Origin of the sequence: Gloeocapsopsis sp. IPPAS B-1203, from assembly GCF_002749975.1 — a bacterium.
Classification (GTDB): Bacteria; Cyanobacteriota; Cyanobacteriia; order Cyanobacteriales; family Chroococcidiopsidaceae; genus Gloeocapsopsis.
Genome location: NZ_PEIG01000002.1, coordinates 549775 through 576167 on the forward strand (window position 1 = coordinate 549775; position 26393 = coordinate 576167).

At 41.9% G+C, this 26393-nt stretch carries 24 protein-coding genes, 1 tRNA gene and 1 pseudogene; 7 read left to right on the top strand and 19 right to left on the bottom strand.

The features are described 5' to 3' along the window. Positions 1 to 22: 22 nt before the first annotated feature. Positions 23 to 1015, top strand: coding sequence for a helix-turn-helix domain-containing protein (locus CSQ79_RS05950; protein ID WP_099700253.1), 993 nt, complete (start codon positions 23 to 25; stop codon positions 1013 to 1015). Between the two features lie 2 nt (positions 1016 to 1017). Here CSQ79_RS05950 and CSQ79_RS28585 read toward each other — a convergent pair whose 3' ends face one another. The 4 genes and pseudogenes from CSQ79_RS28585 to CSQ79_RS27465 form a co-directional block, all read right to left on the bottom strand. Further along, the gene (locus CSQ79_RS28585; protein ID WP_354000893.1) at positions 1018 to 1287 is read right to left on the bottom strand and encodes a DUF4351 domain-containing protein; all 270 of its coding nucleotides are present in this window, start codon (positions 1285 to 1287) and stop codon (positions 1018 to 1020) included. Positions 1288 to 1320: 33 nt separating this feature from the next. Then, positions 1321 to 1695, bottom strand: coding sequence for a DUF2887 domain-containing protein (locus CSQ79_RS28590; RefSeq protein WP_354000894.1), 375 nt, complete (start codon positions 1693 to 1695; stop codon positions 1321 to 1323). Further along, a pseudogene (locus CSQ79_RS28595) lies at positions 1695 to 1766 on the bottom strand (DUF2887 domain-containing protein); the annotation flags it as partial. The pseudogene CSQ79_RS28595 and the gene CSQ79_RS28590, both read right to left, overlap by 1 nt. Before the next feature lie 88 nt (positions 1767 to 1854). Further along, positions 1855 to 2046: a hypothetical protein gene (locus tag CSQ79_RS27465; RefSeq protein WP_289500649.1), complete on the bottom strand. Its 192-nt coding sequence runs from the start codon at positions 2044 to 2046 to the stop codon at positions 1855 to 1857. On the opposite strand from CSQ79_RS27465, the gene CSQ79_RS05960 reads away from it, so the two are divergent. The 3 genes from CSQ79_RS05960 (at position 2003) to CSQ79_RS05970 (ending at position 6079) form a co-directional block, all read left to right on the top strand. After that, positions 2003 to 4525: a TonB-dependent siderophore receptor gene (locus CSQ79_RS05960; RefSeq protein WP_099700254.1), complete on the top strand. Its 2523-nt coding sequence runs from the start codon at positions 2003 to 2005 to the stop codon at positions 4523 to 4525. The genes CSQ79_RS27465 and CSQ79_RS05960 overlap by 44 nt on opposite strands. A gap of 11 nt (positions 4526 to 4536) precedes the next feature. Then, complete coding sequence (locus CSQ79_RS05965; protein WP_289500651.1) at positions 4537 to 5493, top strand: ABC transporter substrate-binding protein; 957 nt, start codon at positions 4537 to 4539, stop codon at positions 5491 to 5493. 211 nt (positions 5494 to 5704) lie between these two features. After that, a complete protein-coding gene (locus CSQ79_RS05970) occupies positions 5705 to 6079 on the top strand; it encodes a DUF1636 domain-containing protein (RefSeq protein ID WP_099700255.1) in 375 nt (124 codons plus the stop codon). Positions 6080 to 6167: 88 nt separating this feature from the next. Here CSQ79_RS05970 and moeB read toward each other — a convergent pair whose 3' ends face one another. From moeB to CSQ79_RS06015, 9 genes are all read right to left on the bottom strand, one after another. Next, complete coding sequence (moeB, locus tag CSQ79_RS05975) at positions 6168 to 7340, bottom strand: molybdopterin-synthase adenylyltransferase MoeB (protein WP_099700256.1); 1173 nt, start codon at positions 7338 to 7340, stop codon at positions 6168 to 6170. 87 nt (positions 7341 to 7427) lie between these two features. Then, the gene (locus CSQ79_RS05980; RefSeq protein ID WP_099700257.1) at positions 7428 to 7892 is read right to left on the bottom strand and encodes a M67 family metallopeptidase; all 465 of its coding nucleotides are present in this window, start codon (positions 7890 to 7892) and stop codon (positions 7428 to 7430) included. A 32-nt stretch (positions 7893 to 7924) separates the two neighbouring features. Continuing rightward, positions 7925 to 8656, bottom strand: a complete 732-nt coding sequence (locus tag CSQ79_RS05985; RefSeq protein ID WP_099700258.1) for an ABC transporter ATP-binding protein — start codon at positions 8654 to 8656, stop codon at positions 7925 to 7927. A gap of 148 nt (positions 8657 to 8804) precedes the next feature. Beyond that, on the bottom strand, positions 8805 to 9029 hold the full coding sequence (locus CSQ79_RS05990) for a ferredoxin family protein (protein WP_099700259.1): 225 nt from the start codon (positions 9027 to 9029) through the stop codon (positions 8805 to 8807). A 525-nt stretch (positions 9030 to 9554) separates the two neighbouring features. Beyond that, a complete protein-coding gene (locus CSQ79_RS05995; protein ID WP_099700260.1) occupies positions 9555 to 10820 on the bottom strand; it encodes an ATP phosphoribosyltransferase regulatory subunit in 1266 nt (421 codons plus the stop codon). After that, entirely contained in the window at positions 10820 to 11743 is a 924-nt protein-coding gene (locus tag CSQ79_RS06000; protein WP_099700261.1) for a J domain-containing protein, read from the bottom strand. The genes CSQ79_RS05995 and CSQ79_RS06000 overlap by 1 nt, the downstream gene beginning before the upstream one ends. A 185-nt stretch (positions 11744 to 11928) precedes the next feature. After that, entirely contained in the window at positions 11929 to 12783 is an 855-nt protein-coding gene (locus CSQ79_RS06005; protein ID WP_502693909.1) for an inositol monophosphatase family protein, read from the bottom strand. Beyond that, positions 12762 to 13340 carry a thermonuclease family protein gene (locus CSQ79_RS06010; RefSeq protein WP_502693912.1) on the bottom strand — a complete coding sequence of 193 codons (579 nt, stop codon included), beginning with the start codon at positions 13338 to 13340 and terminating at the stop codon, positions 12762 to 12764. The genes CSQ79_RS06005 and CSQ79_RS06010 overlap by 22 nt, the downstream gene beginning before the upstream one ends. A 103-nt stretch (positions 13341 to 13443) precedes the next feature. Beyond that, entirely contained in the window at positions 13444 to 13812 is a 369-nt protein-coding gene (locus tag CSQ79_RS06015) for a 2Fe-2S iron-sulfur cluster-binding protein (RefSeq protein ID WP_099700263.1), read from the bottom strand. Positions 13813 to 13892: 80 nt separating this feature from the next. On the opposite strand from CSQ79_RS06015, the gene CSQ79_RS06020 reads away from it, so the two are divergent. Then, positions 13893 to 13979 (top strand) — tRNA-Ser (locus tag CSQ79_RS06020). A gap of 1 nt (position 13980) precedes the next feature. On the opposite strand, the gene truB is transcribed toward CSQ79_RS06020, so the two are convergent. Then, positions 13981 to 14868: a tRNA pseudouridine(55) synthase TruB gene (gene truB / locus CSQ79_RS06025; RefSeq protein ID WP_099700264.1), complete on the bottom strand. Its 888-nt coding sequence runs from the start codon at positions 14866 to 14868 to the stop codon at positions 13981 to 13983. Positions 14869 to 14893: 25 nt separating this feature from the next. Here truB and CSQ79_RS06030 point away from each other — a divergent pair, with 25 nt between their 5' ends. Then, positions 14894 to 15124: a DUF433 domain-containing protein gene (locus CSQ79_RS06030; protein ID WP_099700265.1), complete on the top strand. Its 231-nt coding sequence runs from the start codon at positions 14894 to 14896 to the stop codon at positions 15122 to 15124. 53 nt (positions 15125 to 15177) lie between these two features. Here the strand turns inward: CSQ79_RS06030 and pcrA are convergent, their stop codons facing one another. Further along, positions 15178 to 17532, bottom strand: a complete 2355-nt coding sequence (gene pcrA / locus CSQ79_RS06035) for a DNA helicase PcrA (protein ID WP_099700266.1) — start codon at positions 17530 to 17532, stop codon at positions 15178 to 15180. Between the two features lie 358 nt (positions 17533 to 17890). Here pcrA and CSQ79_RS06040 point away from each other — a divergent pair, with 358 nt between their 5' ends. Further along, positions 17891 to 18562 carry a nuclear transport factor 2 family protein gene (locus CSQ79_RS06040; RefSeq protein WP_099700267.1) on the top strand — a complete coding sequence of 224 codons (672 nt, stop codon included), beginning with the start codon at positions 17891 to 17893 and terminating at the stop codon, positions 18560 to 18562. Between the two features lie 190 nt (positions 18563 to 18752). Here the strand turns inward: CSQ79_RS06040 and CSQ79_RS06045 are convergent, their stop codons facing one another. From CSQ79_RS06045 to CSQ79_RS06060, 4 genes are all read right to left on the bottom strand, one after another. Continuing rightward, a complete protein-coding gene (locus CSQ79_RS06045) occupies positions 18753 to 21848 on the bottom strand; it encodes a calcium-binding protein (RefSeq protein ID WP_099700268.1) in 3096 nt (1031 codons plus the stop codon). A 148-nt stretch (positions 21849 to 21996) separates the two neighbouring features. Continuing rightward, a complete protein-coding gene (gene folP / locus CSQ79_RS06050) occupies positions 21997 to 22824 on the bottom strand; it encodes a dihydropteroate synthase (protein ID WP_099700269.1) in 828 nt (275 codons plus the stop codon). A 21-nt stretch (positions 22825 to 22845) separates the two neighbouring features. Beyond that, the gene (tpiA, locus tag CSQ79_RS06055; protein WP_099700270.1) at positions 22846 to 23571 is read right to left on the bottom strand and encodes a triose-phosphate isomerase; all 726 of its coding nucleotides are present in this window, start codon (positions 23569 to 23571) and stop codon (positions 22846 to 22848) included. Between the two features lie 233 nt (positions 23572 to 23804). Continuing rightward, entirely contained in the window at positions 23805 to 25964 is a 2160-nt protein-coding gene (locus CSQ79_RS06060; RefSeq protein WP_099700271.1) for a polyribonucleotide nucleotidyltransferase, read from the bottom strand. Positions 25965 to 26393 lie beyond the last annotated feature (429 nt).

The window sequence follows — 26393 nt, forward strand, 5'->3', positions numbered from 1 at the left end:
TATTAAAGATTATCCTGACGCTATGACCATCACCGTTTCCGAGCAAACTCTTGATGAACTTTGGCAAGAAGCCAATCCAACACTACAACACGCCGATGCATTAGATCCTTTGGATGTCATTCAGAAGTATCCATCTAAGTTAGGAAAAGGTTTTCGACGCAACATTGAGTATCAAGAAGGAATTGATATCACAATTAATGACTATCAACTGCACGATAATGTAATTGAGAAGGTTGATGTACACGAACATCCTATCCAGTGCGGATTTCTTCTCTCTGGAAATTACAACGTTAATAATGATGAACAGGTTTGTTCTGGATTGTATTGGTTTTGCGGAAGTGGATTTGCAACAGGTGGATTGTGCGAGGAATTAAGACAGCAGCGGATCTCATCTATCAACATTCATATCGCACCAGAATTATTTCAGTTATATCTTGCCAAATCAACCGAATGTATTCCCCCAGAGTTGCATCATTTATTTAAGCAACCACATCAGCAATACTTTTATCGCTACGGGAAAGTGACACCACAAATGCAGATAGCGCTACAGCAAATTCTGCAATGTCCGTATGCAGGAATTACCAAACGCTTGTATCTCGAAAGTAAAGTGATGGAATTAGTGGCGTTGATGGTAGAACAGGAAATTGAAATTCAACGAGGTGAACACTGTCGGTTAGTCTTAAAACTCGATGATGTCGATCGAATTCATCAAGCACAAACAATTTTACAACAACGTTTAGATCATCCACCTTCGCTCATTGAGCTAGCGCGTTTAGTTGGGCTGAATGACTATACACTTAAACGCGGATTTCGACGAGTATTTGGAAATACAGTATTTGGTTACTTGCACGATTATCGCCTGGAGCAAGCACAGCAATTGTTAGGAACAGGTAATTTAAAAGTAGAAGAAGTTGCGCGAATCGTAGGATATCGCGATCGCAGTGCTTTTTCTAAAGCCTTTTGCCGTAAATTTAGTATGAGTCCGAACGACTATCGCCAAGCCAAACGCAGATAAATTTAGTCAGTTGATTGCGTGAGATTTGGATTGAGCAATCGCGCTTCTAGCCAAGGTTGCAAATCTGCTAAACTTGTAAAATCAAGCAATGCCTCACTCAAGTCTTCGAGAACAGGCAGCGGTAAACCTGAAATTGAAGCACGTAGATCGTCCGAAATTTTGCCAAATCGCTTACTCAACTGTCGAATTGTCAAATTCGCTGCTTCTTCCTGTTGTCCTTCTTCCTTAATATCTTGGTAAAGCCGTGTTTTCTTGAGCGCTATTCCCAGCATCGATTCTACCTCAGTTCGATTTAGTCGTTTGTGCTACGCACACGCTGCGCGAACAAACTTGTATGCGATGATCGTTGTAATCATCTCTATTATCGCTTGCGAAGTTTGTTGCGGTACTTGTTGACGAGTCTTTGCTAACAAATACTTAGCTTGTTCAAGTGCTTGGGTTTTGTTTAATGTGGTCAATACCATCAATGCTATTCCCAGTGGTAAGGAACGGATATCGCCGAGTTCATCGAGATACACGCGATGTACTTGTCCACCATTAAGAAATGAGCGATGCGGATAAAGCTCACCTTGTTCAATACTCTGTGAAGGATAAATTACAACCGCTTGCCAATCGCTAAATCGGGCACGGTTGCGGTAAAAGTATAGCGATGATTCAGCAATGACTCGTTCATATAGCATTTCATCCCTAGCTCAAACAGTAAACTTGGCGATTGTTGAAATAGTTGATAAAATATCGAGTCGCGTCGCATCCAGGTGTTGATTTACTTGCTGATTCTACGATCGCATCTCATTCCATAATCTTCAAGAAATTTGCTCAACTTCGGTATAACACCACGACTATCGCCAAACGCAAATAAAAAATTCCGGTTCAACCACAAAAATATTCCGGTTCAACCACAAGCGATCGCGCATTGCCATATTAAACCTGATAAGTTCATGAGAAGCTTTCTCAGTAGTTTTAGGTAGTTGCGTGGTGTCGGGAGTTATGTTGTATTGCTTTTTTCTGCGGCTAGCGGCGGTGAGTGCCATTTTTATTTTTGTTGTCCCTGCACAAGCACAAACCGACACCGGATCGTCATCGGTGCAAAAACAACAATCTGATTCCTCGATTCCTCGACTTAACAACCTCAACCAGCCTGCAACTACGGTTGACGAGTGGATGTCTCAAATCGCTCAAACTTCAGTTGTGCAAATTACTGGAGTGCGACTAAATGCTGCAGCAGCAGGATTAGAAATTGTGCTGGAAACTGTAGCAGAACTTTCGATTCCTAAAACTTATGTTGTCGATAATGCATTAATTGCCGATATTCCCAATGCAGTAGTTATCCCGCTGAGTGGATTTCAACAAGAAAATCCGGCGGAGGGAATTGCATCGGTATCAGTCACGAATCTACCAAATAATTTTGTGCGTGTGGCAATTACAGGATTGGATGCGCCGCCAATCGCAGATGTACGACCTGACACCCAAGGCTTGGTGTTAAGTGTTGCAGTAGAACCTGAGGATGAGACAATTGAGATTGTCGTGACGGGGGAACAGGAGGAAGGCTATCAAGTTCCTGACACGTCGGTAGGGACAAGAACCGATACACCGTTACGCGATATTCCCCAATCGATTCAGGTAGTACCACAACAAGTATTGCGCGATCAACAGGTCACTCGCCTAGAAGATGCACTCAGAAATGTTCCTGGTGTGAATCAGGCTTTTAACTTTGGTCCAATTAATACTTTTACGATTCGCGGCTTTGATGCGACAGCGACTAATCTTCTCAGAGATGGGCTAATTGATCCTTTGGCTGGAGAAGTGACGGAAATATCTAGTGTTGAACAAGTTGAAGTTCTCAAAGGACCAGCATCAGTGTTATTTGGTCTGGGTAGTCCTGGAGGAGTCATCAATATAGTCTCTAAACGTCCCTTAAGTGAGCCTTTTTTCGCTATTGATGCAACCGTTGGTAGCTATAGTTTTTATCGAGGCGCGGTTGATTTATCAGGATCGTTAGATGACTCGGATACAGTCTTGTATCGTCTCAATACAGCCTACAGAAACTCAGGTAGTTTTATCGATTTCTATAATAGTGAATTCTTTAATATATCGCCTGTTGTCAGTGTGGCTATTGGCGAGAGAACTGACTTAATCTTAGAGGGAGAATACATCAGAACAAGGGATTCTTACGCATCTGGCGTACCTGTTATTGGCAGTGTATTATCTAACCCAAACGGCGAAGTATCACGTAACAGCAACTTTGGTGAACCTTCTGATGAATTTGAACAAACAATTACAAGGCTGGGATACCAACTAGAGCACAAATTTAGCGACAACTGGTTGTTACGCAATGCTTTTCGGTTCACTTTTCGTGATTACAGCGATCAACTGACGATTCCCTCAAGTTTGGAAGCAGACAATCAAACTTTTAATCGCACAGATCGAGAATACGAGCTTGAAAACAGTAACTATATTTTAACAACGAACGTGGTTGGCAACTTTTCTACGGGTTCAATTCAGCATCAGTTACTATTAGGATTTGATTTGAATCGTTTAGAAAACTTGTCACCAAGATATATTGAACGCGAAGCAGCACCGATTAATATCTTTAATCCTGTATACGGTCAACCACCGGAACCGATCATTACTTTTGAAAGTAACGATCGCTCGGTGACGAACTCATTAGGAATTTATCTTCAAGACCAAGTTACACTGACGGATAGCTTAAAGTTCTTATTAGGCGTGCGGTTTGATACCTTTGACCGGAAATACGCAGATTTCACCAATAACACCGAAAGTAGCGGATCTGACAGTGCATTCAGTCCTCGGATTGGGATTGTCTATCAACCTAATCCTATTATCTCGCTTTATGCTAGTTACACAAGTTCATTTACTCCACCAAATGGTACATTCTTTTTTGATGTTGACTCTTCATTAGAGCCAGAACGCGGTACTCAATATGAAATTGGGGTAAAAGCAGATTTGAGCGATCGCCTTTCTGCAACGCTGGCATTCTATGATTTAACTCGTACCAATGTCTTGGTAGACGATCCCGATAATTCAGGTTTTCAAATCCAAGTAGGCGAACAGAATAGCCAAGGTATTGAACTGAATCTTGCAGGCGAAATTTTGCCAGGATGGAATATTTATGCAGGTTATGCTTATACCGACGCACGTATTACGGAAGATACTACTTTTATCGCTGGGAGCCGATTACCAAACAGCGCAGAGCATTCTTTTAACTTATGGACAATCTACGAAATTCAACAAGGTGAATGGCAAGGATTAGGGGCTGGAATCGGCTTATTTTTTGTGGGCGATCGCGCCGGAGATTTAGACAATACTTATGATGTGCCAAGTTATTTTCGCACTGACGCAGCTATTTTCTATAACCAAGATAGATTTAGAGTTGCACTTAACTTCAAAAATCTATTTGATATAAACTATTTTGAAAGTGCGCTTAATTCTAATCGTGTTTACTACGGACAGCCCTTTACCGTACAAGGAACTGTCTCCTGGCAGTTTTAATTGAGACAATCATGCGGATTTTTTTTGGCTGGTTAATATTGGGTATTTTAGGATTTACTCTAGTTACAGCTTGCAATCATCATACATCTCAAACTATATCCTCCTCTCCTAAACTGCCAGCCACAGAATGTCACATCATTAAACACACGATGGGCGAAACCTGTGTTCCGATTAATCCTCAACGAGTTGTCACCTTATCTTCATCTACTTTAGGTAATGCGCTGGCACTTGGGATTAAACCGATCGGTACTACAAACGAAATTCACCAGGAAAATAAATCGCTGACTTCTGTTAAAGACAAAACAGAGGAAATAAAATTAATTGGACTGTCTCAACCAAATTTAGAAGCAGCATTACTACTTAAACCAGACTTAATTATCGGTGTAGATTGGTTCCAATCAATTTATCCTCAACTATCTAAAATTGCTCCTACAGTTTTGGGTGAACTTAACTACCCAACTTGGGAAAAGCATCTAAGTTTTGTGGCTGAAGCTTTAGGAAAACAAGCAACTGAAAAAGCACTTTGGAATCGTTACTATCAGCGAATGGAAGAACTAAAGCTAGCATTAGGAAATCGCTATCAAGACAAGAAAATATCATTTATCTATATTTGGAATGATCAAATATCAACTGACGCAAAGAACTCATTTGTTGGCTCCATTCTTAGCGATGCTCTTTTGCAACGTCCAGCCTCACAGAATATTGACGCACCCTATGGCGCAGTAGAAATTTCCCTGGAAGAATTAGAAAAAGCCGATGGTGATATTTTATTTGTAGCGACTTATGCAAGAGATGGTGGCAATCAATTTTTTGAAAAAATTCAACGAAATCTTCTTTGGAAAAACCTGAAAGCTGTTCAAGAAAATCATGTTTATTTTGTTGATTTTACAGCATGGGCTGCGACACATATGCTTGGAACTGATGCCGTTATTGATGACTTGTACAAATACTTGGTAAATACACCCTAAGTAAATGGTGAAAATAAAAGTAATATCAAAGTTGGTAACTGGTAATTGGTAATTAGCTTTAATTTTTTTTAAATGACCGACTGTACGAAAATTTACATATAGCGCTCGAAGCTAAGCCATAAGCTATTGATTATCAACACAAGCCACGCTAACTCGATTACTATTTACCTATTACCTATTTTTCCACATCAGACACTTGTGATACATAATTATGCCTACTTGCTTACTTGTCTGTAAATCTTGTAACCGTTCTTCGGAAGAATTGCCAGAAAATCAAGTTGCTGACGGTGCTCGTTTAATCGAACAACTCAACGCCTTGAGTGCTGAACAGACACAGTGTAAGGATCTGAGAATTCAGCCAGTGGGATGCTTGTGGACGTGCGGTTCTCCCTGCGCTGTTGCTTTTTCTGCGCCTGGTAAACCAACTTATCTATTTACCAATGTAACTGCGGATGACACCGCCGCTGCGTTACTTCAGTTTGGCGAACTGTATTTGAAGAGCAAAACAGGCAATATACCTTGGCAGCAGTTTCCGCAAGTGTTACAAGAAGTGAGTATTGCCAAGATTCCAACAATGAGTCGATAGGTACAATGCGACGCGATCGCGATTTTCTCAGCACCAGAGACGAGCGCACTTCTAAAATACAAAGGGTGGGTAATACCCACCCAATCACCTAATACTCAGGTACAGAAGTATCAACTTCACGACTCCAAGCGGTGATACCACCTTTAACGTTTGTGCCTTCAATTCCTGCTTCTTGGAGAATCCCTAAAGCTTTTGCAGATCGTCCGCCCATCTTACAATGCGCGATTAAACGATGACCGTTGAGTATTTCTTTAACTTTCTCTACGCCTTCACCGCTTTCGATATCAGGTAACGGAACTAGGACAGAACCTGGAATTTTTGCAATTTCGTATTCATTAGGATTGCGTACATCAAGCAGGACAAAATCATCAGCACCACTATCAAGTAGTTCTTTTAATTCCTGCACAGTCATTTCTTGCATTGCCATCTGTCGTTTCTCCTCTTCGGCTTTTGCTTGGGGAATACCACAGAAAAATTCGTAGTCAATTAACTTGTCAATTACTGGACGTTCAGGATTAGGGCGCAACTTCAACTCGCGGAACTTCATATCTAGAGCGTTAAACAGCAACAAGCGTCCGCTTAAAGTTGTTCCCTGCCCTAAAATAATTTTGACTGTTTCAGTAGCTTGAATAACTCCGATAATACCAGGTAAAATTCCTAAGACGCCGCCTTCAGCACATGAGGGAACCATTCCTGGTGGTGGTGGTTCGGGATACAAGTCGCGGTAATTTGGTCCGCCTTCGTAGTTAAATACGGTTGCTTGCCCTTCAAACCGGAAGATTGAACCATAGACATTGGGCTTGTTCGACAATACGCACGCATCGTTAACAAGATACCGTGTTGGGAAGTTGTCTGTGCCATCGACCACAATATCATAAGGTACGATAATGTCTAAGGCATTCTCTGAACTCAGGCGCGTTTCGTATAAATCAACCTGACAATTGGGATTGATTTCTAAGATGCGGTTTTTCGCTGATGCAATTTTGGGTTTACCTACCCAAGATGTGCCATGAATAACTTGACGTTGCAAGTTTGAATTATCGACAACATCAAAATCAACGATACCGATACGTCCAATACCCGCAGCTGCAAGATATAAAAGTAACGGTGAACCTAGCCCACCTGTACCGATACACAGCACGCTTGCTGCTTTGAGACGCTTTTGTCCATCAAGTCCGACTTCGGGCAAGATCAGATGGCGCGAATATCGTTCGTATTCTTCTTTTGTTAACTGGATTTCATCCAGATTAGGATTGAGCATAGCAGTGTGTGAAAGAACGGATTTTCGATCCTATCCAAAGATAGCCTTTGGATGTTGGGATTTTTGTGGTTTTTAAAATAATGAAATTTAAACGAGTTCTACAACAATCATATTTTCTGACTGAAATTGATGATGCTCATCTAAACTCCAGTTTTGGACATCATCACATTCGCCATTTACCACGGAAACTATGATATATGAGTATTGCTGCCAAGCATAGATACGATCGCATTCTGAAGGAATTGCCGGATGATTCGGGTGTGAGTGATAGATTCCAATTATATCTAAATGGCGATCGCGTGCAGCTTTTTGCATTTTTAACATTTCTTGCGGTGCGATCGCATAGCGATCAATTTTGCCATGATTAGTAGAATTGTCTTCCCATTCAGGTGCTTCAGTGTTCCAAGTATTTTCCGTTGGGACAACTTCGACTACTAATTTTTCATCATCAACTGCTTTACCCAATAATAGACCACAGCATTCTTCTGGGTACGTGCTTTCGGCATGAGTACGGATAGCTTGTAGCTGTGGTGGAGAGAGACTTAATACCATATCGATATCTCGACTTAAAACTTAAAATCTTGCTAGTGGTGTTTACCTGCGCCGAGATAAAGTTCGCCAACTTTAGGATTGTTGAGTAATTCGCTACCTGAACCGGAAAAGCGATCGCGTCCTGTATCGAGTACATATCCGCGATGTGCCATTGCTAGTGCTTTACGTGCATTTTGTTCTACAAGGACAATTGCTGTCCCTCTTTTATTGATTTGTTGTATTTGCTCAAACACATTGTTGACTAACAACGGTGAAAGTGCTGCGCTGGGTTCATCTAATAGTAGTAAGCTAGGTTCTAGCATCAATGCCCTCCCCATTGCTAGCATTTGGCGTTCTCCTCCTGAAAGCGTTCCTGCTCTTTGACGGCGTCGATTTGCAAGTACAGGAAAAGTTGTGTAGATTTTCTCTTTTAAGTCACTCAAGGGCGTATTGCGGATAAAAGCCCCCATTTCTAAGTTTTCTTCTACACTCAATGAAGGAAATACATTTGCAATCTGCGGCACATAACACATCCCGCGCTGTACGATTTGATTTGATTTGAGTCCAGCAATGTTTTCGCTGTTAAAAGTGATTTTTCCACGCTGCGGAGTTAATAAACCAAATATAGTTTTTGCTAACGTTGATTTTCCTGCACCATTAGGACCGATAACTGCGACTAATTCTCCAGGGAAAATCCGAAAATTAATTCCTTGCAGGATGTCTAGGTCTTTGACGTAACCAGCCCAGACATCCTCAACTTCTAACAGAGGAGTCGTATCTTTCATCGTACGCGAACAGCAAAAAGAGGTGAAGTATGAATATTATCCTGCAACCTTGATCTTTTAGCTGCTTAGGCGATCGCTACGTTTAAATTAAGCAAGATTTATTAACCATCAAGAATTTTTCAGGTAAACCTCATATTTAAATATTTACTTAAGGAGTTTTTTGCAACTCTGGTCTTTCTTCAGGAACAATTGCAGCCTCAACAGGGCAAACCTGAATGCAAATACCACAGTCAATACAGGTAGCAAAATCAATCCAGTACCAGTCAGTACCCTTCATATTTTTTCCTGGTCCAGGGTGAATACAAGCAACAGGACAAGCATCAACACAGTCAGCAACTCCTTCACAAGTTTCTGTAACGATTGTATGCGGCATATTCTTCTCTCTTCTGCTTCTTGAACTAAGTCAATTAGAATGTTTTTTGATTCTAACAAAAAACTTTTATTTTAATTTTCGTGTCTATATTTCACCGTAAGAAATTCAACCGATGTATAAATATTTCTCTTTCATTTTTATTATATATATTGCCAATCAGCACAAACTCATCATCTATTTCTTAGGTGTGTTGCAATAGCTATTATTAGTTATTTAATATTTTTTTACTATTTGCTTTTTAGTTCAAAGCTAGAACTCTATACCGTAGTTAAATATATTAACTATCATAAATGGTGATCTGTAGAACCAGCAAGATGTCTACATCATACTTGAGATGCAATGATTTTACTAAATCAATATGATTTTGTTTGTAATTTAAAATATCATCAATTTGATTAATGATCAAAAAAATACGCTAACTTGCATTTCACTTAACAAGCTAGCTTCAAATACTATTATCTCAGCTAAAAAATCAACTTAAATATTTGATTACTCAAGGAAATAAAAGAAAATTACTAAGGATTCCTATTGCGAAGGAGATAGCAAACTTTTTATTGATGTTATTGACTCAATTGAGGGTAAACCTTCAGATTTTATCCAGGCAATTTGTTGAATGCGGCGGTGACGGGCGTACTCGCGAATTGTATCAGGATCAGAGTCGCCCAAATTCATTTCTACCCTCACAAGATGTTGGGAAGCGCGTAATTTGGCGGCATAGGCGAATGCAGCAGTATAAGCTTGAGGTGTTTCGGGAACAACCAACCAATTGCTCGTAGGGGTGGCATGGGGAAGTTGTTGTGAAGGAAGTAACACCTGGTGTAAATCTTCGATATTAAGAGAAAATCCAATACCTGAAACCGTTTCTGCTTGGGGGTGATACAGTCCTAGGAGTTGATCGTAACGTCCACCTTGCCCAATAATCCGCGCTGGATAAGTAGTATTGCTGACAACTTTAAAGACAATACCCGTATAGTAATCAAAAGTTTGGATCAAACTTAAGTCTAAGATAATTGGCGAAGATGTTGTAGATTGAGAGGACGATACGGGAAAGCACTCATTTAATAAAGCAATTAATGATTTCAGACGGTTAAGCGCCTCAGCTTGAGGAGTTTCTAAATCCAGCGAAGCAATTTTTTGTAAGACATCAGCCGGATGTCCCCGCAAGTCAAGCATCATTAGCGCGCGATCGCATTCTTCCTGACTGAGGGGCAAGGTTTCTAAAGTTATGCGATCGAGGTGGGCGATCGCATAGCGGACTTGTTCGCGCAAATTCGCCGGAAATGTTGACAATAGCGATCGCGCAATTCCAGCTTCGCCTAAGATCAGACACCAGTTATTTAAACTCAGTTCTTGCATGCACTCAGCAAGTAACAGGAGGATTTCTGCATCAGCTAGCCAACCTTGGGCACCGAGTAATTCCACACCTGCTTGATAAAACTCTTGTTGCTGATTGTGGTGAGTGCTAGATGCACGGCGAAAGACATTAGCATTGTAATAGAGGCGTTGAGGATACAACGCTCCTGCCATGCGGGTCACTGCTGTACGGGCAATCGATGCGGTCAGTTCTGGACGTAGTCCGATTTCTCCTTCATCAGATTGTAGCTGAATCAGTTGCGATCGCTGCACCGCACCACCTGCCATCAGGGTATCCAAGTGTTCTAGAGTTGATGTGATAATCCGGTGATAGCCCCAGCGGTGAAATACCTGCTGTAATCGTTCCTCGATCCAACGTTTTTGTGCTACGTCTAGGGGCAATAAATCCCGTGCCCCAGCTGGCGACTGATATACCATTACTTTTTCTTCCCGCCAAATAATCCACCAAACAATCCACTACCTCCAGAAGTATTTGTGCCTTGAGTCGGCTGCGATGCACCTGCAGGCTTAGTACCCGTTTTTTGCGTTGCTTGATCTAAGAATCTCTTGGCTTTGAGTGCCATTTGTTCTTGCGGATTCAACTGCAATGCTTTATTAATATGAACCTTAGCCATAGTGACTTGATTTTGCTTTAAATACAATACACCCATCAAGCTATGGCAGCTGCTGTTGTTTGGTTCTAACTTCAACGCATCTTGTAACTCAATCCTAGCTTGGGCAAAATTGTTGTTTTCCATAAAAGCTTGCGCGCGGCGATAATATTGCTCAACCACGCTAATAGACTGAGGCATTGGTGCTGGCTGTGGTGTTTCTCTTAGATTGTTACTATTGCGCGCAACCGGTGTAGGGGACGGCAAGCTACTAGCGCCTTTGCGCATTAAGTAAACTAAATTCAATTCGCTAATCAGCCCAATAATATCTGAAACTTGCTCTAAGTTTTCATATTGCTTCGCTGCTAGCTGCTGAAGGGACTTTTGATAAAAATGTTCTAGATTACTTGCTTGGGCTAACTCTTGCGAGAGTTTAGATTTTAGTTTAATTGTACTTGCTTCTTGTGCCAGACGCTTACTCATTTCTCGTAAAACGACAAGATATTCGGCACGGTTACGTTCTTTAGAGAATTGTTCGTAAGCAGGATTGACAGTTTTAGATAATAATTGGCTGGCACGTTGTTTTTCTTCTAGAGTTGTCGCCGCACAACTATCAGGATGTAGACGACGGGCTATTTGCAGATAGCGTTTGCGGATTTGATTAAAATCTGCATCGACAGGAATGCCTAGAACTGCATGGTGGTCAATTAAATCATATTGAAATAAGCCACGGTCGATTTTAAATGACATAGAACCTGGTGCCACCTGCAAAGCCTATAAGTTGTTTCTAGTGTACTTCGCCATCTCTCTCAAGTTATGGATTCATAACCATTAGCTAGAAGTGCGATCGCTTTTGTTAGATCATCTCCGGTTGAGATTGCTAATCAGTATTGCGATCAGCAGTTGGTTGCTAGTTGCTAGTTACTAGTCACCTCTTACTCCTCACATCTATTATTCCCTGAAAAAGGGATTGAACGAACGTGCATTAATTCATTACTTAGGGCTGCGTGGAGGTAGCCGTTCGTTGCTAAAATTCGCCCCGATGCCATATCAAACGGACTCGCATCGTATGCACTGACTTTTCCACCAGCTTCTTCGAGTAAAACAATTCCCGCCGTGATATCCCACGGCGAAAGTCCGCGTTCCCAATAACCATCCAAGCGCCCACACGCAACATAGGCTAAATCAAGTGCGGCAGAACCACTACGGCGCACGCCTTGGGTAAGATGTGTTAAATGGCAAAATTCTGCATAGTTGTTGTCTGGAGTTTCGCGGCGATCGTAGGCAAAGCCTGTCACTAATAGACTCTTACTCAGTTCATTAGTTTGGGAAACTTGAATCGGGCGGCGATCGCGCGTCGCGCCTAATCCTCTACCCGCGCGAAATAACTCCTGATGAAAAGGATCAAAAATGACACCAACTTGAGGAACATCCGCAACAAGTAACCCAATCGACACTGCAAAACTAGGGTATTGGTGGGCAAAGTTAGTTGTACCATCCAAGGGATCGATTACCCAAAGATACTCGCTTTGGGAATTTCCAACATTTCCCGATTCTTCTGCCAAAATTCCATGCTGTGGTAGGTGACGCTGTAGCACATCTAAAATGACGGCTTCGGAAGCTTTATCAGCTTGGGTAACTAAATCTCCAGGGCGTCCTTTTTCAACAACGCCATCTAATACCCCATAGTAGCTTTGGACAACCGCACCAGCAGCTAGCGCTGCTTCAGTCGCAATATCTAAATACGTTTGCAGTTCAGTAGTTGAAATCATGATTGACGAGATTGACATGGCAGCGACTGCGGAGGACACTGCTGCAATATTAGCTGACGGCGAAACTCTGCTGGAGTAAAACGCATTGGTTGAGAGGGATTCCAAATTCCCCGCCCCATGAGTCTAGCTGATTCTTGGGCACGATTTAGTTGTAGGGTGTACTTGTCATTGGGATTTCTCGCAACAGCGAGTACGTACCCCTGCGTCACTAACAATTCGTTTAACAACACTTTGTCATGCCAAACATAAGCTTGGTAGCGTCCAAAATCATCTTTTTCTTGCACGTCAAACTCTAGTAAAACAGTGTTACCTTGAACAATTTCTGCTAATTGTTGTTTTGCAGTTTGTCCCCACGGCTGCTGTTGTAGATCGGGTGCGTCTACTCCTATGAGGCGTACTCGTGAGTTAAAATTGCGTTGTTCCTCTAAGCCGATGACTTCCAATGTATTGCCACTTACTACCTGCGTGACTTTGACAATTTTGCCTTGCGGCGTAGTCTCTGGCTGACAACTTTGTATTAGCGTCAGTAATGGTATGAGAACAACAAACTTACTCACTAAAAGTTGGTGACGCATCATAATTCTTAGACACTAGCCACTTTGACTTGATGCTTTAGAACTGCAGCTTTCAAGGATAACACATCATAATTTCTAGCTACTAGCCACCAGTCACTAACCACTAATCTTCATCTAACGGTAAACCTGCCCGAACTTTTCCTCTACCAAAATAACGTCCAAATTGTAGTTCGTATACTTCATCTTCGTCTTGAGTTTCAACTTCTAAATCAGAAAGTGGATAGCTAACACATAGCAAAGCATAGCCTTTTGAGCGTAATTCGAGAGACAATCCCATTGCTTCGGGTTGATAAATTTCTCCAGAAAGCACTCGTACTGCACACGTTGTACAAGCACCATTGCGACAAGAAAATGGCAGTTCTACGCCTTGATTTTCGGCACTTTGAAGGATATAGCTGTCTTCAGGGACTTCTAGTGTATAGTTCTTGTCACGGGCGCGATCGCGAATCCGAATTTTGTAAAAACGAGTCATGAGCTAAAGGCAAAAATTAACTTCTTCTATTTTTACTGAATCTGGATTGTTTCGTTGTATAATTAGAATTTGTGACACCTGGAGAGGTGGCCGAGTGGTTGAAGGCGCAGCACTGGAAATGCTGTTTGGGGGTAACTTCAACGAGGGTTCGAATCCCTCCCTCTCCGTTTAAAAGACAATTTGTGGAATTAGCTTTTCTTCAGTATCTATTGAAGTTATGTAACCAATACCCAAGAAGCGATCGCCTTCCTCATAAATCTGCAAGGGTGAATTTAACGGTAAATCGGTAACATCATAAAGAATCTTTTGTCCTTGACACCATTTTTGGGCGATCGCGGTTGGTAAGATGACAGAATTAAGATGCTGTAAAGCTTGTGTAGGTGGAATTGGTTGAAAACTACCTTGTTGAATTTGAGATTCTAATTGCTCAAACGTTAAGCTATCTGCAATGTCAAAGCCACTGCTTTGCGTACGAATGAGTTTCGCTAAAGTTCCACCAGTTTGTAAGACTCTACCCAAATCGCGGGCGATCGCGCGAATATATGTTCCTGTACCACAAGCGATCGCCACATCAATTTCAGGAAAATCTCCAGATCGCCAGTCTAAAATTTCAATGTGGAAGACTTCTACACTCCGTAGAGGAATTTCAATGTTTTTCCCCGCGCGTGCAAGATCGTACAAACGTTTTCCCTGGACTTGAATGGCACTATAACGCGGCGGTATTTGGTCAATTTTGCCTTGAAATTGTTTTAGTGCAGTTGCAACTTGTTCTAGGCTTAAATCGGATACTGGCTGTGAGGTAATGACTTCCCCTTCGAGATCGTCTGTTGTTGTCGTGATTCCTAATTGAATTGTTGCTTTGTAGGCTTTATCTGACTGTAAAAACTGCAACAAGCGAGTCGCTTTTCCTAAAGCGATTGGTAAAACACCTGTAGCAGCAGGATCTAAAGTTCCACCATGTCCGACACGCTTCATTTGTACGAGTTTACGTACTCGCGCTACACAGTCGTGGGAAGTGAATCCAGCGGGCTTGTTTAAATTAAGAAAACCTTGCACAATCTATGAATAAAATTAAGACGCTATGAAACATTTAACAAGAATTACATTCAATCCTGGCGTGATGGGAGGTAAACCTTGTATTCGAGGCTTGCGCGTAACTGTGGGAATGCTGATTGGGTTGATAGCGTCAGGACATTCTACAGAAGAAATTTTAGAAGCTTATCCTTACTTAGAGGAAGGAGATTTACGTGAAGCTTTGGCGTATGCAGCTTGGCGTGTAGAGGAAGTCGATATACCACTCATTGTTCAGTAAGACTTCTCGCATGGATAAATCCCAACTTTACAGGGTAACTAGTGAAAATGTAGTTATTCTTCATTTACTCGTTGCAATTGCGCAATGCGAGGATCGATGATTTTTTGACCGAGAGTGGAAAATTTGATCGCGACAGATACTTTATTTCCTGAACCGAAAACGTGAGTGATTTCACCAACACCAAAAGTTTTGTGCAACACGCGATCGCCGACTTGCCAATTCTGTGGACTTGTATTGACAGGAGTTGTTGCTACTTGTCTACTTCGTGAAGCAATACTCGGTGGTTTTGTATAACTCTGACTTGCAAGTTGTTGATCTGCAAGCAATTCTTCGGGTAATTCTGTTAAAAACTGCGAACGAATTGCTGGTTCGCGCGAACCATAAAGACGGCGTTCCCGTGCATGAGAAAGATGCAGCAATTCTTGCGCGCGAGTAATTCCGACATAACACAAACGCCGTTCTTCTTCCAAAGCATCAGGATCGTCTAATGAGCGAAAATTAGGTAATAATCCTTGTTCCATCCCTACTAAGAAAACGACAGGAAACTCTAAGCCTTTAGCTGCGTGTAATGTTAGTAAGGAAACAGCTTTTTGTCCTTCTTTTAAATTATCTAAATCAGAATTTAATGCAGTACTTGCTAAAAAAGCTTCTAAAGAAGTATCCTCACTTTCTTCTTCAAATTGCACAACGGCATTGTAGAGTTCTTGCAAGTTTTGTAACCTGTCTAAACCTTCATCTGTACCTTGATTTCTTAAGTCTTGAATATAACCTGATTCTTCCATAATTGCTTGCACAATTACCGACGCAGGAGTGATATCTACTTGTTCTTGCCAGTGGCTGATTAACTGTGCAAAACTAGTTACACCTTTTACTGATCGCCCTGCTAAAGTCCCTGCTGATGTTTCATCACTAATAATTTCCCACACAGGAATGCTTAACTCTTGGGCAGCACTTACTAAAGCATCAATTGTGGCTTTACCAACACCACGACGTGGTGTATTAATGACTCGCAGTAAACTTACTGTATCTGCAGGATTAACAATTACACGTAGATAAGCCAGAATATCTTTGATTTCTTTGCGATCGTAAAACTTCAATCCGCCAACAATTGTGTAAGGAATACCCCAGCGTACTAAAGTATCTTCAAACGGTCGAGATTGTGCGTTAGTCCGGTAGAGAATGGCAAAGCTACCCCAATTAAAATCAGGATAACGTCGTTCTAAATTCCGAATTTGATTGATTACAAATTGCGATTCTGTAATTTCATCATCAGCTTTATATAAATAAATTTGTTCGCCAACTTCACGAGTAGGTTTGAGAACTTTATCGATGCGTTGAGTGTTGTTTTCGATCAATTCGTTGGCAGCTTGGAGAATATTTTCTCTAGAGCGATAGTTTTCTTCTAACTTCACCATTGTACGAGTATCAGCATCAGGCAATCCATCGCCGAAGTCAGACTGAAATTCTAGTAAAATTGTGAAATCTGCCATGCGGAAACTATAAATCGATTGATCCGCATCACCAACTACAAACACTGAACGATTGCGCCAATCCCAGTTGTGTTTATTGGTTTCTCCGTTGGTAACAAGTAACCGAATTAAATCATATTGAGTCCGGTTGGTATCTTGGTACTCATCAACTAATATATGTTGAAATTTACGATGCCAATAACCTAAAACTTGTTCGTTTTGTTGAAATAGTTGTACAGGAACCAGAATTAAATCGTCAAAATCTAAAGCATTGTTTTCGGCTAAAGCACTTTGATATTGACTGTAAACTTCAGCAATCACGCGCCCGCGATAATTAGGTTGTTGGCGTTCAAATTCTTGCGGTGTTAATCCTTGATTTTTGGCGTTACTGATTGCGTAGCGTACCGATCGCGGCTCAAATTTTTTGTCATCTAAATTGAGTTGTTTGGTGACTATTTGCTTGACAAGGGTTTGAGCATCTGATTCATCAAAAATTGAAAAATTACGATTCCAACGCCGTCCTTGTTCGTCTTGATATTTTTCGATATCGAATCGCAGAATACGGGAAAATAAGCTGTGGAAAGTACCGATCCACAAATCTTTGATAATGGTTTTGTATACGCGCGATCGCAAACTTGTTTGTTCGTGCGGTGCTAAAGCTTCTAAGGGTTTTCCGTAGTCTTGAAGTGCAATTTGTTCTGCAAACAGCTTCTGGATGCGTTCTTTCATCTCCCGCGCTGCTTTGTTAGTGAAGGTGACAGCCAGGATATTTTCAGGATCGACGCGGTGCTTCAAAATGAGATTGGCAATTCGGTAAGTCAGTGCTCGTGTTTTACCCGAACCTGCGCCAGCAACGACTAACATGGGACCGCAGAAATGTTCTACAGCTTGGCGTTGACTAGGATTGAGGTGACTGAGAAAGTCAATGGTTGTTGTCATGAGTGTAAGAAGTGCGATATCGCGCTTAAGGCTGTATAAAGATATATCCTGCCTGACCTATACTACAAAACTTATGATATCTTTGTAGCTTCCTAATTGAAGCATTGCCGCGATCTGATTACAATTTGCTGCTACAGAATTTGTATCGTTTAATATTGCTGCTTTCCAAATTGAAAATCTAGGTTGTAAATCTTTAGCAAACATTAAGCTCGCTGGAGTTCAGTAGTATTACTGTTATTATCTCCAAACCTAAAATAATCAATAGAGTTTTTCAGTAGATTTCGCATTCATTCACTATCTACAGTTTGATAGGCTCTATCACATTAAAACATTTCATCTAGCGTAACTAGTAACGATTATGGGAACATCAGATACACCTTTGTGGGTTCAAGATAGAGATACGGTGATTACTGAAGAAAGTAATGTTGAGTGGCGTTACGGAACACCACCAGATTATTCGCGTAACAATGCAGCACTCAAACAACAAAGTCAATACAATCATATCGAAGGCTCTTTAGAGGCGATTGTCCAAAACTTAGTGAGAACTTTTGAAATGGAAGCCTCCTTCAAAACGAACCCCCAACAGTGGTTATCAGTTGTCGCTGATAAGTTTCGGATGCGGACAAATACTGAACCAGAATATACTGCTGAGGACATTGTTGCTGCTGGAACTTACAACTTATTTTTAGGAGAATCGGATCGCTACAGCGCGAAAGCTGAAGATTTTGAATCGTCAGGAAGAATCTTTCATGAAGCATTTCCCAATGGTTTTTTATGGGAAGTGATTGAGGTACTAGCAGGACCACCCAATGTTACTTTTAAATGGCGTCATTGGGGAACTTTTAGTGGTGCATATAAAGAACATCAACCAACCGGAGAAGTTGTCGAAGTTGTTGGTATTAGTGTGGCACGGGTGTCTGATGATTTAAAAATTGAATCATTAGAACATTATTTTGATACCAATTCTTTCTTAGGAAAATTGACATCCGGTGAAAAAGCGATCGCCAACGGCTGTCCTTTTCATCAGTAAGTTTAAAGGTTTACACAGAAAAATAACCTGATTGAGAAATTATTTACTCAGATTCAACTTTAGTAGCGATCATTGATTGATTAACGAATTTAGCTGTGGATACCAAAATCCTAGCTACTGGCAGCAATGATGAGACAATTAAGCTTTGACATATCAAGAAAGGGGAAGTACCTGAAAATGCTTTTTGGAATTAGTTAATTGTTTGAGTAATATTCGTATCTATTAACAGCGTTGCTGCCCCACTTGTGTAGCAGTCGTACAGTGTTTTGTTGAATGTAGTTTGACCGCCAAATAACCATCCTTCCCCAGTGGAGGTGACGCGATCGCCTACGTTTCCTTTAACGATGAGTTGATTGCTAGTATCCGATAAGTTAAGCAAGTCAAGGCGTGTTAGCTTCAGACTATTATTACCTGTTCCTGTCAGATCAATTATTTCAAAACCCCGCAGTTGGCTACTAGTAGTTGTTGTTAAATCTATCGTGACCCCTGCAGTAAATACTGCTAAAGTATCTGTACCGCTACCACCGTCTAAACGACGGTCATTTTTACCAAAGCTCAGAATATCATCGCCTGCACCCCCATAAAGCACATCGCGACCTAAACCACCCCGCAGCGTGTCATTTCCCCTGCCACCAATTAAGATATCATCGCCCGCAGTACCAGTGAGGACGTCATTACCCGCAGTACCATTCTTGGTCACTTTGTGGCTAAAGTCTTTACCAAAAACAATATAACTTCTGCCATTTTCAACACCACCACCTCTAGGAGTACTCGTGATGATATCTGCAAAGCCATCACCATTGATGTCTCCCGCCGCACGGACTAACTCGTTACCACCCTCATATAAACCGTTAGCCTCTCCCTTGATAACAAAGCCATTGCGACCGTTAAGTGCCGATAAATTCAGCCGTGCGCTGAAGCTTTGAGTGCCAAATATCACGTAGGTATCATCAATCTTGTTTGGACTATAGTAATCGCCAAGATAAGAAGCTCGCACTAACAAATCGTCAAAGCCATCACCATTGATATCTCCTGCACTACCCACAGAAACACCTGAGAGATCGCTGGGATTAATGCCTGCGATCGCAAATCCGTTACTACCATTAAGATTAGCTACATCAATTTGTGCTGCAAAACCACCTGCTTTACCAAACACCACGTAGCTTTCTCCAGCTTCAGTTTTACCATTGGGGCTAGCAAAAGAAGCTCCAACAATCAAGTCAGTAAATCCATCACCATTGACATCACCTGCGTTACTGACTGAAATACCAAAACGGCTATTAGCAATTCCTTTGAGGGTAAAGCCATTGTTACCATTGAGATTAGCAACATTAACATTAGCATTCCAACCGCTGGCTTTGCCAAACACAACGTAGCTTTCTCCAGTCTGATTCTGACCAGCAAAGGGAGAACCGACAATTAAATCGGCGAATCCATCACCATTGATATCACCTGCACCGCTGACAGAGCTACCAAAAAAATTAAATGCATCATTTACTGTAAGAGCAAAGCCATTGCGCCCATTGAGATTGGCGACATTCACATTGGCATTCCAACCACTTGCTTTGCCAAACACTACATAGGTTTGTGTTGCATCCTCACCTGAACCAACGATCAAATCGCTAAACCCATCGCCGTTGATATCTCCCGCACTGCTGACAGAAAAGCTCGAAGCGCCATTGATGGTAAAGCCATTGCGACCATTGAGTTTAGTCAAGTCAAAATTGGGACTCCAGTCACTTGCTTTACCAAACACCACATAACTTCCCACCTGATCAGTGCCCAAAATCAAGTCGCTAAAACCATCACCGTTAATATCTCCCGCACTGCTAACCGAAAAACCTAAGTATTTAGATGAATTAATTTCCGGAATTTTAAAGCCATTACTACCATTGAGTTGAGTTAAGTCAAAATTGGCATTCCAACCTTCAGCTTTGCCAAATACCACATAGCTTTTTGAATTTCTCTTATAAAATGGATAACCGCTAATAGCTCCAATCACTATATCTGCAAAGCCATCACCGTTAATATCTCCTGCACTGCTGACAGAAAAGCCTAGGCGATCGTAATCCTCAAGTCCTCTAATAGTGAAGCCATTGCTACCGTTTAATTCAGATACATCAATGACATCAACAAAACTAGAGTATCGGAAATAACCAGCGTTGAGATTGAGTTTTGAGAAGTTACCTTGAATGATGGCGATCAGTTCATTAGATTTGCCATCGCTACGATATAGCGCTATTCCTCTAGGCATACCCTGCGGTGATGCGGCTAAAACATAGTCGGTAGGTTTGCCGTTCAGACGAATAATTTCGTTGTTTGGATTAAAATCGGTAATCAGGGCATAATCGTTAAGACCAGGAGTAGCAGGGTTGCGATCGTCGTAGAATACGTGAGTTGCATTACCCAGCAAGAACGTGTCCCTACCCAATCCGCCTGTTAGGACATCTTTTTCTCCTACTCCATTAGCTGTACCAACTAAGGTGTCATTGCCAGCACCACCATTGAGTAAGTCACTCCCTGCTCGACCTTCTAGGCGGTTATCATACACATCACCGTCGATGATGTTATTGAGACTGTTACCAGTACCATCAATACCTCTAGTACCTAGTCTCAACAAAGGTCCCGATAATTCTAGATTTTCTAAGTTATCACCTAAAGCATATGTTTCAAGTGTAATAACTTTATCTATGCCCGCGTTTGCAGCTTCAATAATAATATCTTCACTACTAATGTAGTAATTATCATCATTGTCCCCACCGTATAAAACATCTATGCCTTGATTGCCAAAAATAGTAGCGTAGGAAACCGCACCTATCAATAAATCATTCCCTGCACCACCGTAAAGCGTGTCGTTACCATCTTCGCCGTTGAGTGTATCATTTCCTGCACCACCATGCAGGATATTGTCAATTTCGTTCCCAATCATATAGTTGTTGAGATTATTGCCAATGCCTTCAACTGCTCTATTTGTGAGGCTCAGGTTTTCAAGGTTACGACCTAAAATATAGTTGCGTGCAGCGCGGACAGTATCAATGCCTGAATTAAAAGTTTCGTTAATTGTGTCGTTTGTACTATCAATAATATAGGTATCATCTCCCGCACCACCGTTGAGAATATCAATACCTAATTCACCATTAAGTGTGTCGTTTCCAAAACCGCCATTAAGTGTGTCATTACCTTCTAATCCAAGCAAGCTATCTTTTCCTGCATAACCAAAAATTGAATCTACGGCTAAAGTACCTATTAGTGTGTCGTTACCGATAGTTCCTCTAATAATTGCCATAGTTATCTCACCACTGCTTTATGTAAGTAATGTCTTTCTTGCCATCCTCTAGCGAGCACTATGTGTTTGTGCTTTGAGAGTAGAGTTAAACGTATGGCATAAACTGATGAAGTTTTTATTAAAGTTACCGGCATGCGCTAATTTGTACTCAAGTTCTCCACAGAACATCCGCAACGCGACAAACATCGTACATTTCTTGTACATCGTGGACTCGGAGGATATCTGCACCATTGGCTATAGCCGCACAACAAGCGGCTGCGGTTCCCCAAACTCGTGCTTTGGGTTCTGGCTGATTTAAGATATGTCCTAGAAAACTTTTCCGCGATGGTCCCACTAAAATGGGACAATTGAGCGCGCGAAATTTGGATAATTCACGAATGATTTCAATACTTTGGTTGTATTTTTTAGCAAAGCCAATACCAGGATCGATAATGATGCGATTTTGAGGAATTCCGGCGGCGATCGCCGCACTAATTCGACTTGCTAAAAACGCATAAATTTCCTCGATTAAATCATCGTATTCGATATACTGTTGCATCGTTTGTGGCGTACCGCGAATATGCATTAACACAATTGGTACACCAAGCTCAGCCACGGTTGGTAACATATCCGCATCAAAAGTTCCTCCAGAAATGTCATTAATGATATCTGCACCAGCAGTAACTGCAGCTTTAGCAACAGTTGCTCGTGTCGTATCAACAGAAATTGGGATAGAGATTTCTGGACGCAAAACTTGTAATACAGACAATACGCGCTCTCGTTCTTCTTCTGGTGAAACTTCTTCTGCACCTGGGCGCGTGGATTGTCCGCCGATATCAAGAATATCTGCACCAGCGGCGACTAAGTGCCGTGCTTGAGCTAACGCAGAAGGTGGGGTGTTAAACTCGCCACCATCACTAAAGCTGTCTGGCGTAACATTCAACACTCCCATTAAATAGGTACGCTTACCCCACTCAAACGAGTTTAAGGTTGCCATTGAGTTAACTCTGAGTCACCGCTACTGATAATTGACAATTCGGGCAAAACTACCTGGTTCTAAGCTTGCCCCGCCGACTAAAACACCGTCAATCTCTGGTTGTGCCATAATTTCATCAATATTGTTTGGCTTCACTGAACCACCGTATTGAATTGGCGTATCAGGATAACTTAACTGACTGCGAATTAACCCAATCACGCGGTTTGCTTCAGAGGCTTCGCACGTATCACCCGTTCCAATTGCCCAGATTGGTTCGTACGCAATGATCAGATTTTGCTGATCGACTTTCACCAGATCTTTTTCCAACTGCATCGAAATGAGTGCTTCGGTTTCACCCGCATCGCGTTGTTGCTTCGTTTCTCCTACACATAAAATTGGAGTCAAACCATGAGCTTGGGCTGCTATTAATCTTTTATTGACTGTTTCATCCGTCTCGCCAAAAAATTGTCGCCGTTCACTGTGACCAACGATCGCGTAACGTACGCCAATTTCTGTCAGCATAGGAGCCGCAATTTCACCTGTATAAGCTCCTTGAACTTCCCAGTGAACATTTTGTGCGCCTAACTGCACGCGGCTTCCGTGGAGATTCTTAGAAATTAACGACAGTGCAGTGAACGGAGCGCATAGCACAACGTCTCGCGCTTCTGGTGTTTGCTCCAAACTGGGCATAAATCCTTGCAAAAACTCCAGGGATTCAGCCTGGGTTTTAAACATTTTCCAATTACCGGCAATAACTATTTTTCGCACAGGTGACTCAATGAATACAAATCTAAAACACAATGAAATGTAAAAACAGTTTAAAGCTTTAAGGGAGCAATGTCACATTTACAAGTGCGAATTCTATAGCAGCGGATAGTAGAGGTCAGATGTCAGGGTTAAAATAGGGTAGACGTAAAAAAGTCACGGCTTAACAAAGCGATTAGCTATTAGCTATTGTTCTTGAGCTAATTGCCAACCGCTAGTTGCTAATTGCTGTGAATTTATTGATTTGTAGTTGCTGCTTCACGAGCTGCTGCAGCTTGATCGGGATGAATCCCTAAGCGTGTTAGGTTAATCCGACCTTTGCTGTCCAACTCTCTAACTTTGACAATCACTTCGTCACCTACGGCAACCTCATCCTCGACTCTGCCTACACGGTAGTCAGCCAACTGAGAAATATGAACCATACCTTCTTTACCAGGCAAGAATTCAACAAAAGCGCCTATTGGAATGATGCGCGTGACTTTACCAGCGTAGACATCACCTTCATTCAGCTTGCGAGTCATGCCTTGAACAATATTTTTTGCTCGTTTGGCTTTGCTCTCGTCGATTGCAGAGATTGTGACAGTGCCATCATCTTCGATATCGATTTTAGCTCCAGTTTCTTCTGTAATCCCTTTAATTGTCTTGCCACCAGGTCCAATTAAAAGACCGATCATTTCTGGATCGATTTTGATTGTGAGTAATCGCGGAGCAAAGGGCGACATTTCAATGCGCGGTTGCTCAATTGCTTGCATCATTTTTTCTAAAATATGTAACCGCGCTGGTAGGGCTTGTTTTATTGCCTGCTCAATGACTTCTAAAGGCAAACCAGAGATTTTCATATCCATTTGCAAGGCTGTGATGCCGCTATCGGTTCCAGCCACTTTAAAGTCCATGTCACCCAGAAAGTCTTCAATGCCTTGGATATCAGTCAGAACGCGCACTTCGTCGCCTTCTTTAATTAAACCCATTGCCGCACCGCTGACAGGTTTAAGAATGGGTACTCCCGCATCCATCAACGCAATTGTAGAACCACAAACGGAACCCATTGAGGTAGAACCGTTGGAAGAGAGGATTTCTGACACGACACGAATGACGTAGGGAAATTCATTTTTGGGTGGTAATACTGGAATTAGGGCGCGTTCGGCTAATGCTCCATGACCAATTTCTCGACGCCCTGGAGCACGCAGTGGCTTGGTTTCTCCTACCGAGAATGGTGGGAAGTTGTAATGATGGATATACCGCTTTTCTAAATCTTGCTGGAGATCGTCAGAGAGGTTTTGCGCATCTCCTGGCGTACCTAACGTACAAGCAGATAGTACTTGTGTCAATCCACGGTTGAATAAGCCACTACCGTGAACGCGTTTTGGGAGAACACCTACACGACAGGAAACTGGGCGAACTTCGTCGAGCTTACGACCATCAACACGCACGCTATCTTCAACAATTTGACGGCGCATGAGTTTTTTGGTCAAATCTTTAAACGTATTGCCTACTACTTTAGAGTTTGTGGTTGCTGTAACGCGAATAGGGTCTTCTTCTGGTAGTTCAGCGATCGCGGCGACGATTTCTTCTTTAACTCCATCTAACGCCGTATCGCGGCTATTTTTATCAAGGTCAAATTGTGACAAAATTTGTTTGACAGATTCTTGAGCGCGATCGCGAATAAACTCGACTAATGTCGGTTCTACTTCTACTGGTGGCTCTTCGTGTATTGCTTCCAAACCCATTTCTGCCATGAGATCTTTTTGCGCTTGAATCAGATCTTGTACAGCTTCGTAACCAAAATCAATTGCTTCAATAATGTCTTGTTCTGGCAATTGATTCGCTCCAGCCTCCACCATAATCACGCCTGCTGGTGAACCTGCGACGACTAAATCTAAATCTCCCGCTTCAATTTCTGCATAGGTGGGATTGATAATAAAGTCATCTCCCACTAAACCAACCCTCACTGCTGCCATTGGACCATCAAATGGAATTTGTGCCAACAACACAGCAAGGGATGCGCCGGTTACAGCTAATACATCCGGTGGTACTAACTCGTCCATCGACAAAGTTGTTGCAACGATCTGCAAGTCATCTCGCAACCACTGTGGAAATAAAGGGCGTAGGGGACGGTCAATTAAACGGCTAGTAAGAATTGCTTTTTCTGGTGGGCGTCCCTCGCGCCGGAGAAAACCACCTGGAATTCGACCAACGGAATACAGTCTTTCTTCGTAGTCTACCGTCAGTGGCAGAAAATCAATGCCTTCTCTTGCGGCAGAGCGGGTAGCTGTTACTAACACAGCAGTATCCCCAGATTGCATTAATACTGACCCACCAGCTTGGGGCGCTAGTAGACCTACGGTCAATCTAATATCCCTTCCGTCAAAGGATATTGACCTATCAATCTCTACCATTAAGTTTTTTGTCCTTCTTTATCACTTTCTTTTTCTGTGGCAATCCTAGCATTTATAGCCCTGCTACTGCCCTGCAGCGAATGGCAAAATAGAGACTAGAGTCAAAAGATTAGCGGATAAAGTTTTCAGTATGTGTATATGTCGCTATAAAGAGAAAAAAAATATGGATTAGAGTGAGCTTTGCTACTAATACTTAGTGTAAATATTTTCAGTAACTTACGATGTACTATAAATACATTCAACGTCTGGTTCACTAAGTAACCTAGCAGCAAAAATTACGTTCAATAGCTCTAATGTTTCACCATTCCCTCAACTTCCAGATAGTTACGTTTTGCATTATATCAAAATTGAACACTACTGTGGCATAGTTTCAGGGTTCATTAACCTGCAATAATATTACTCATTTCAATCTATGTGTAGCCTGTCGTT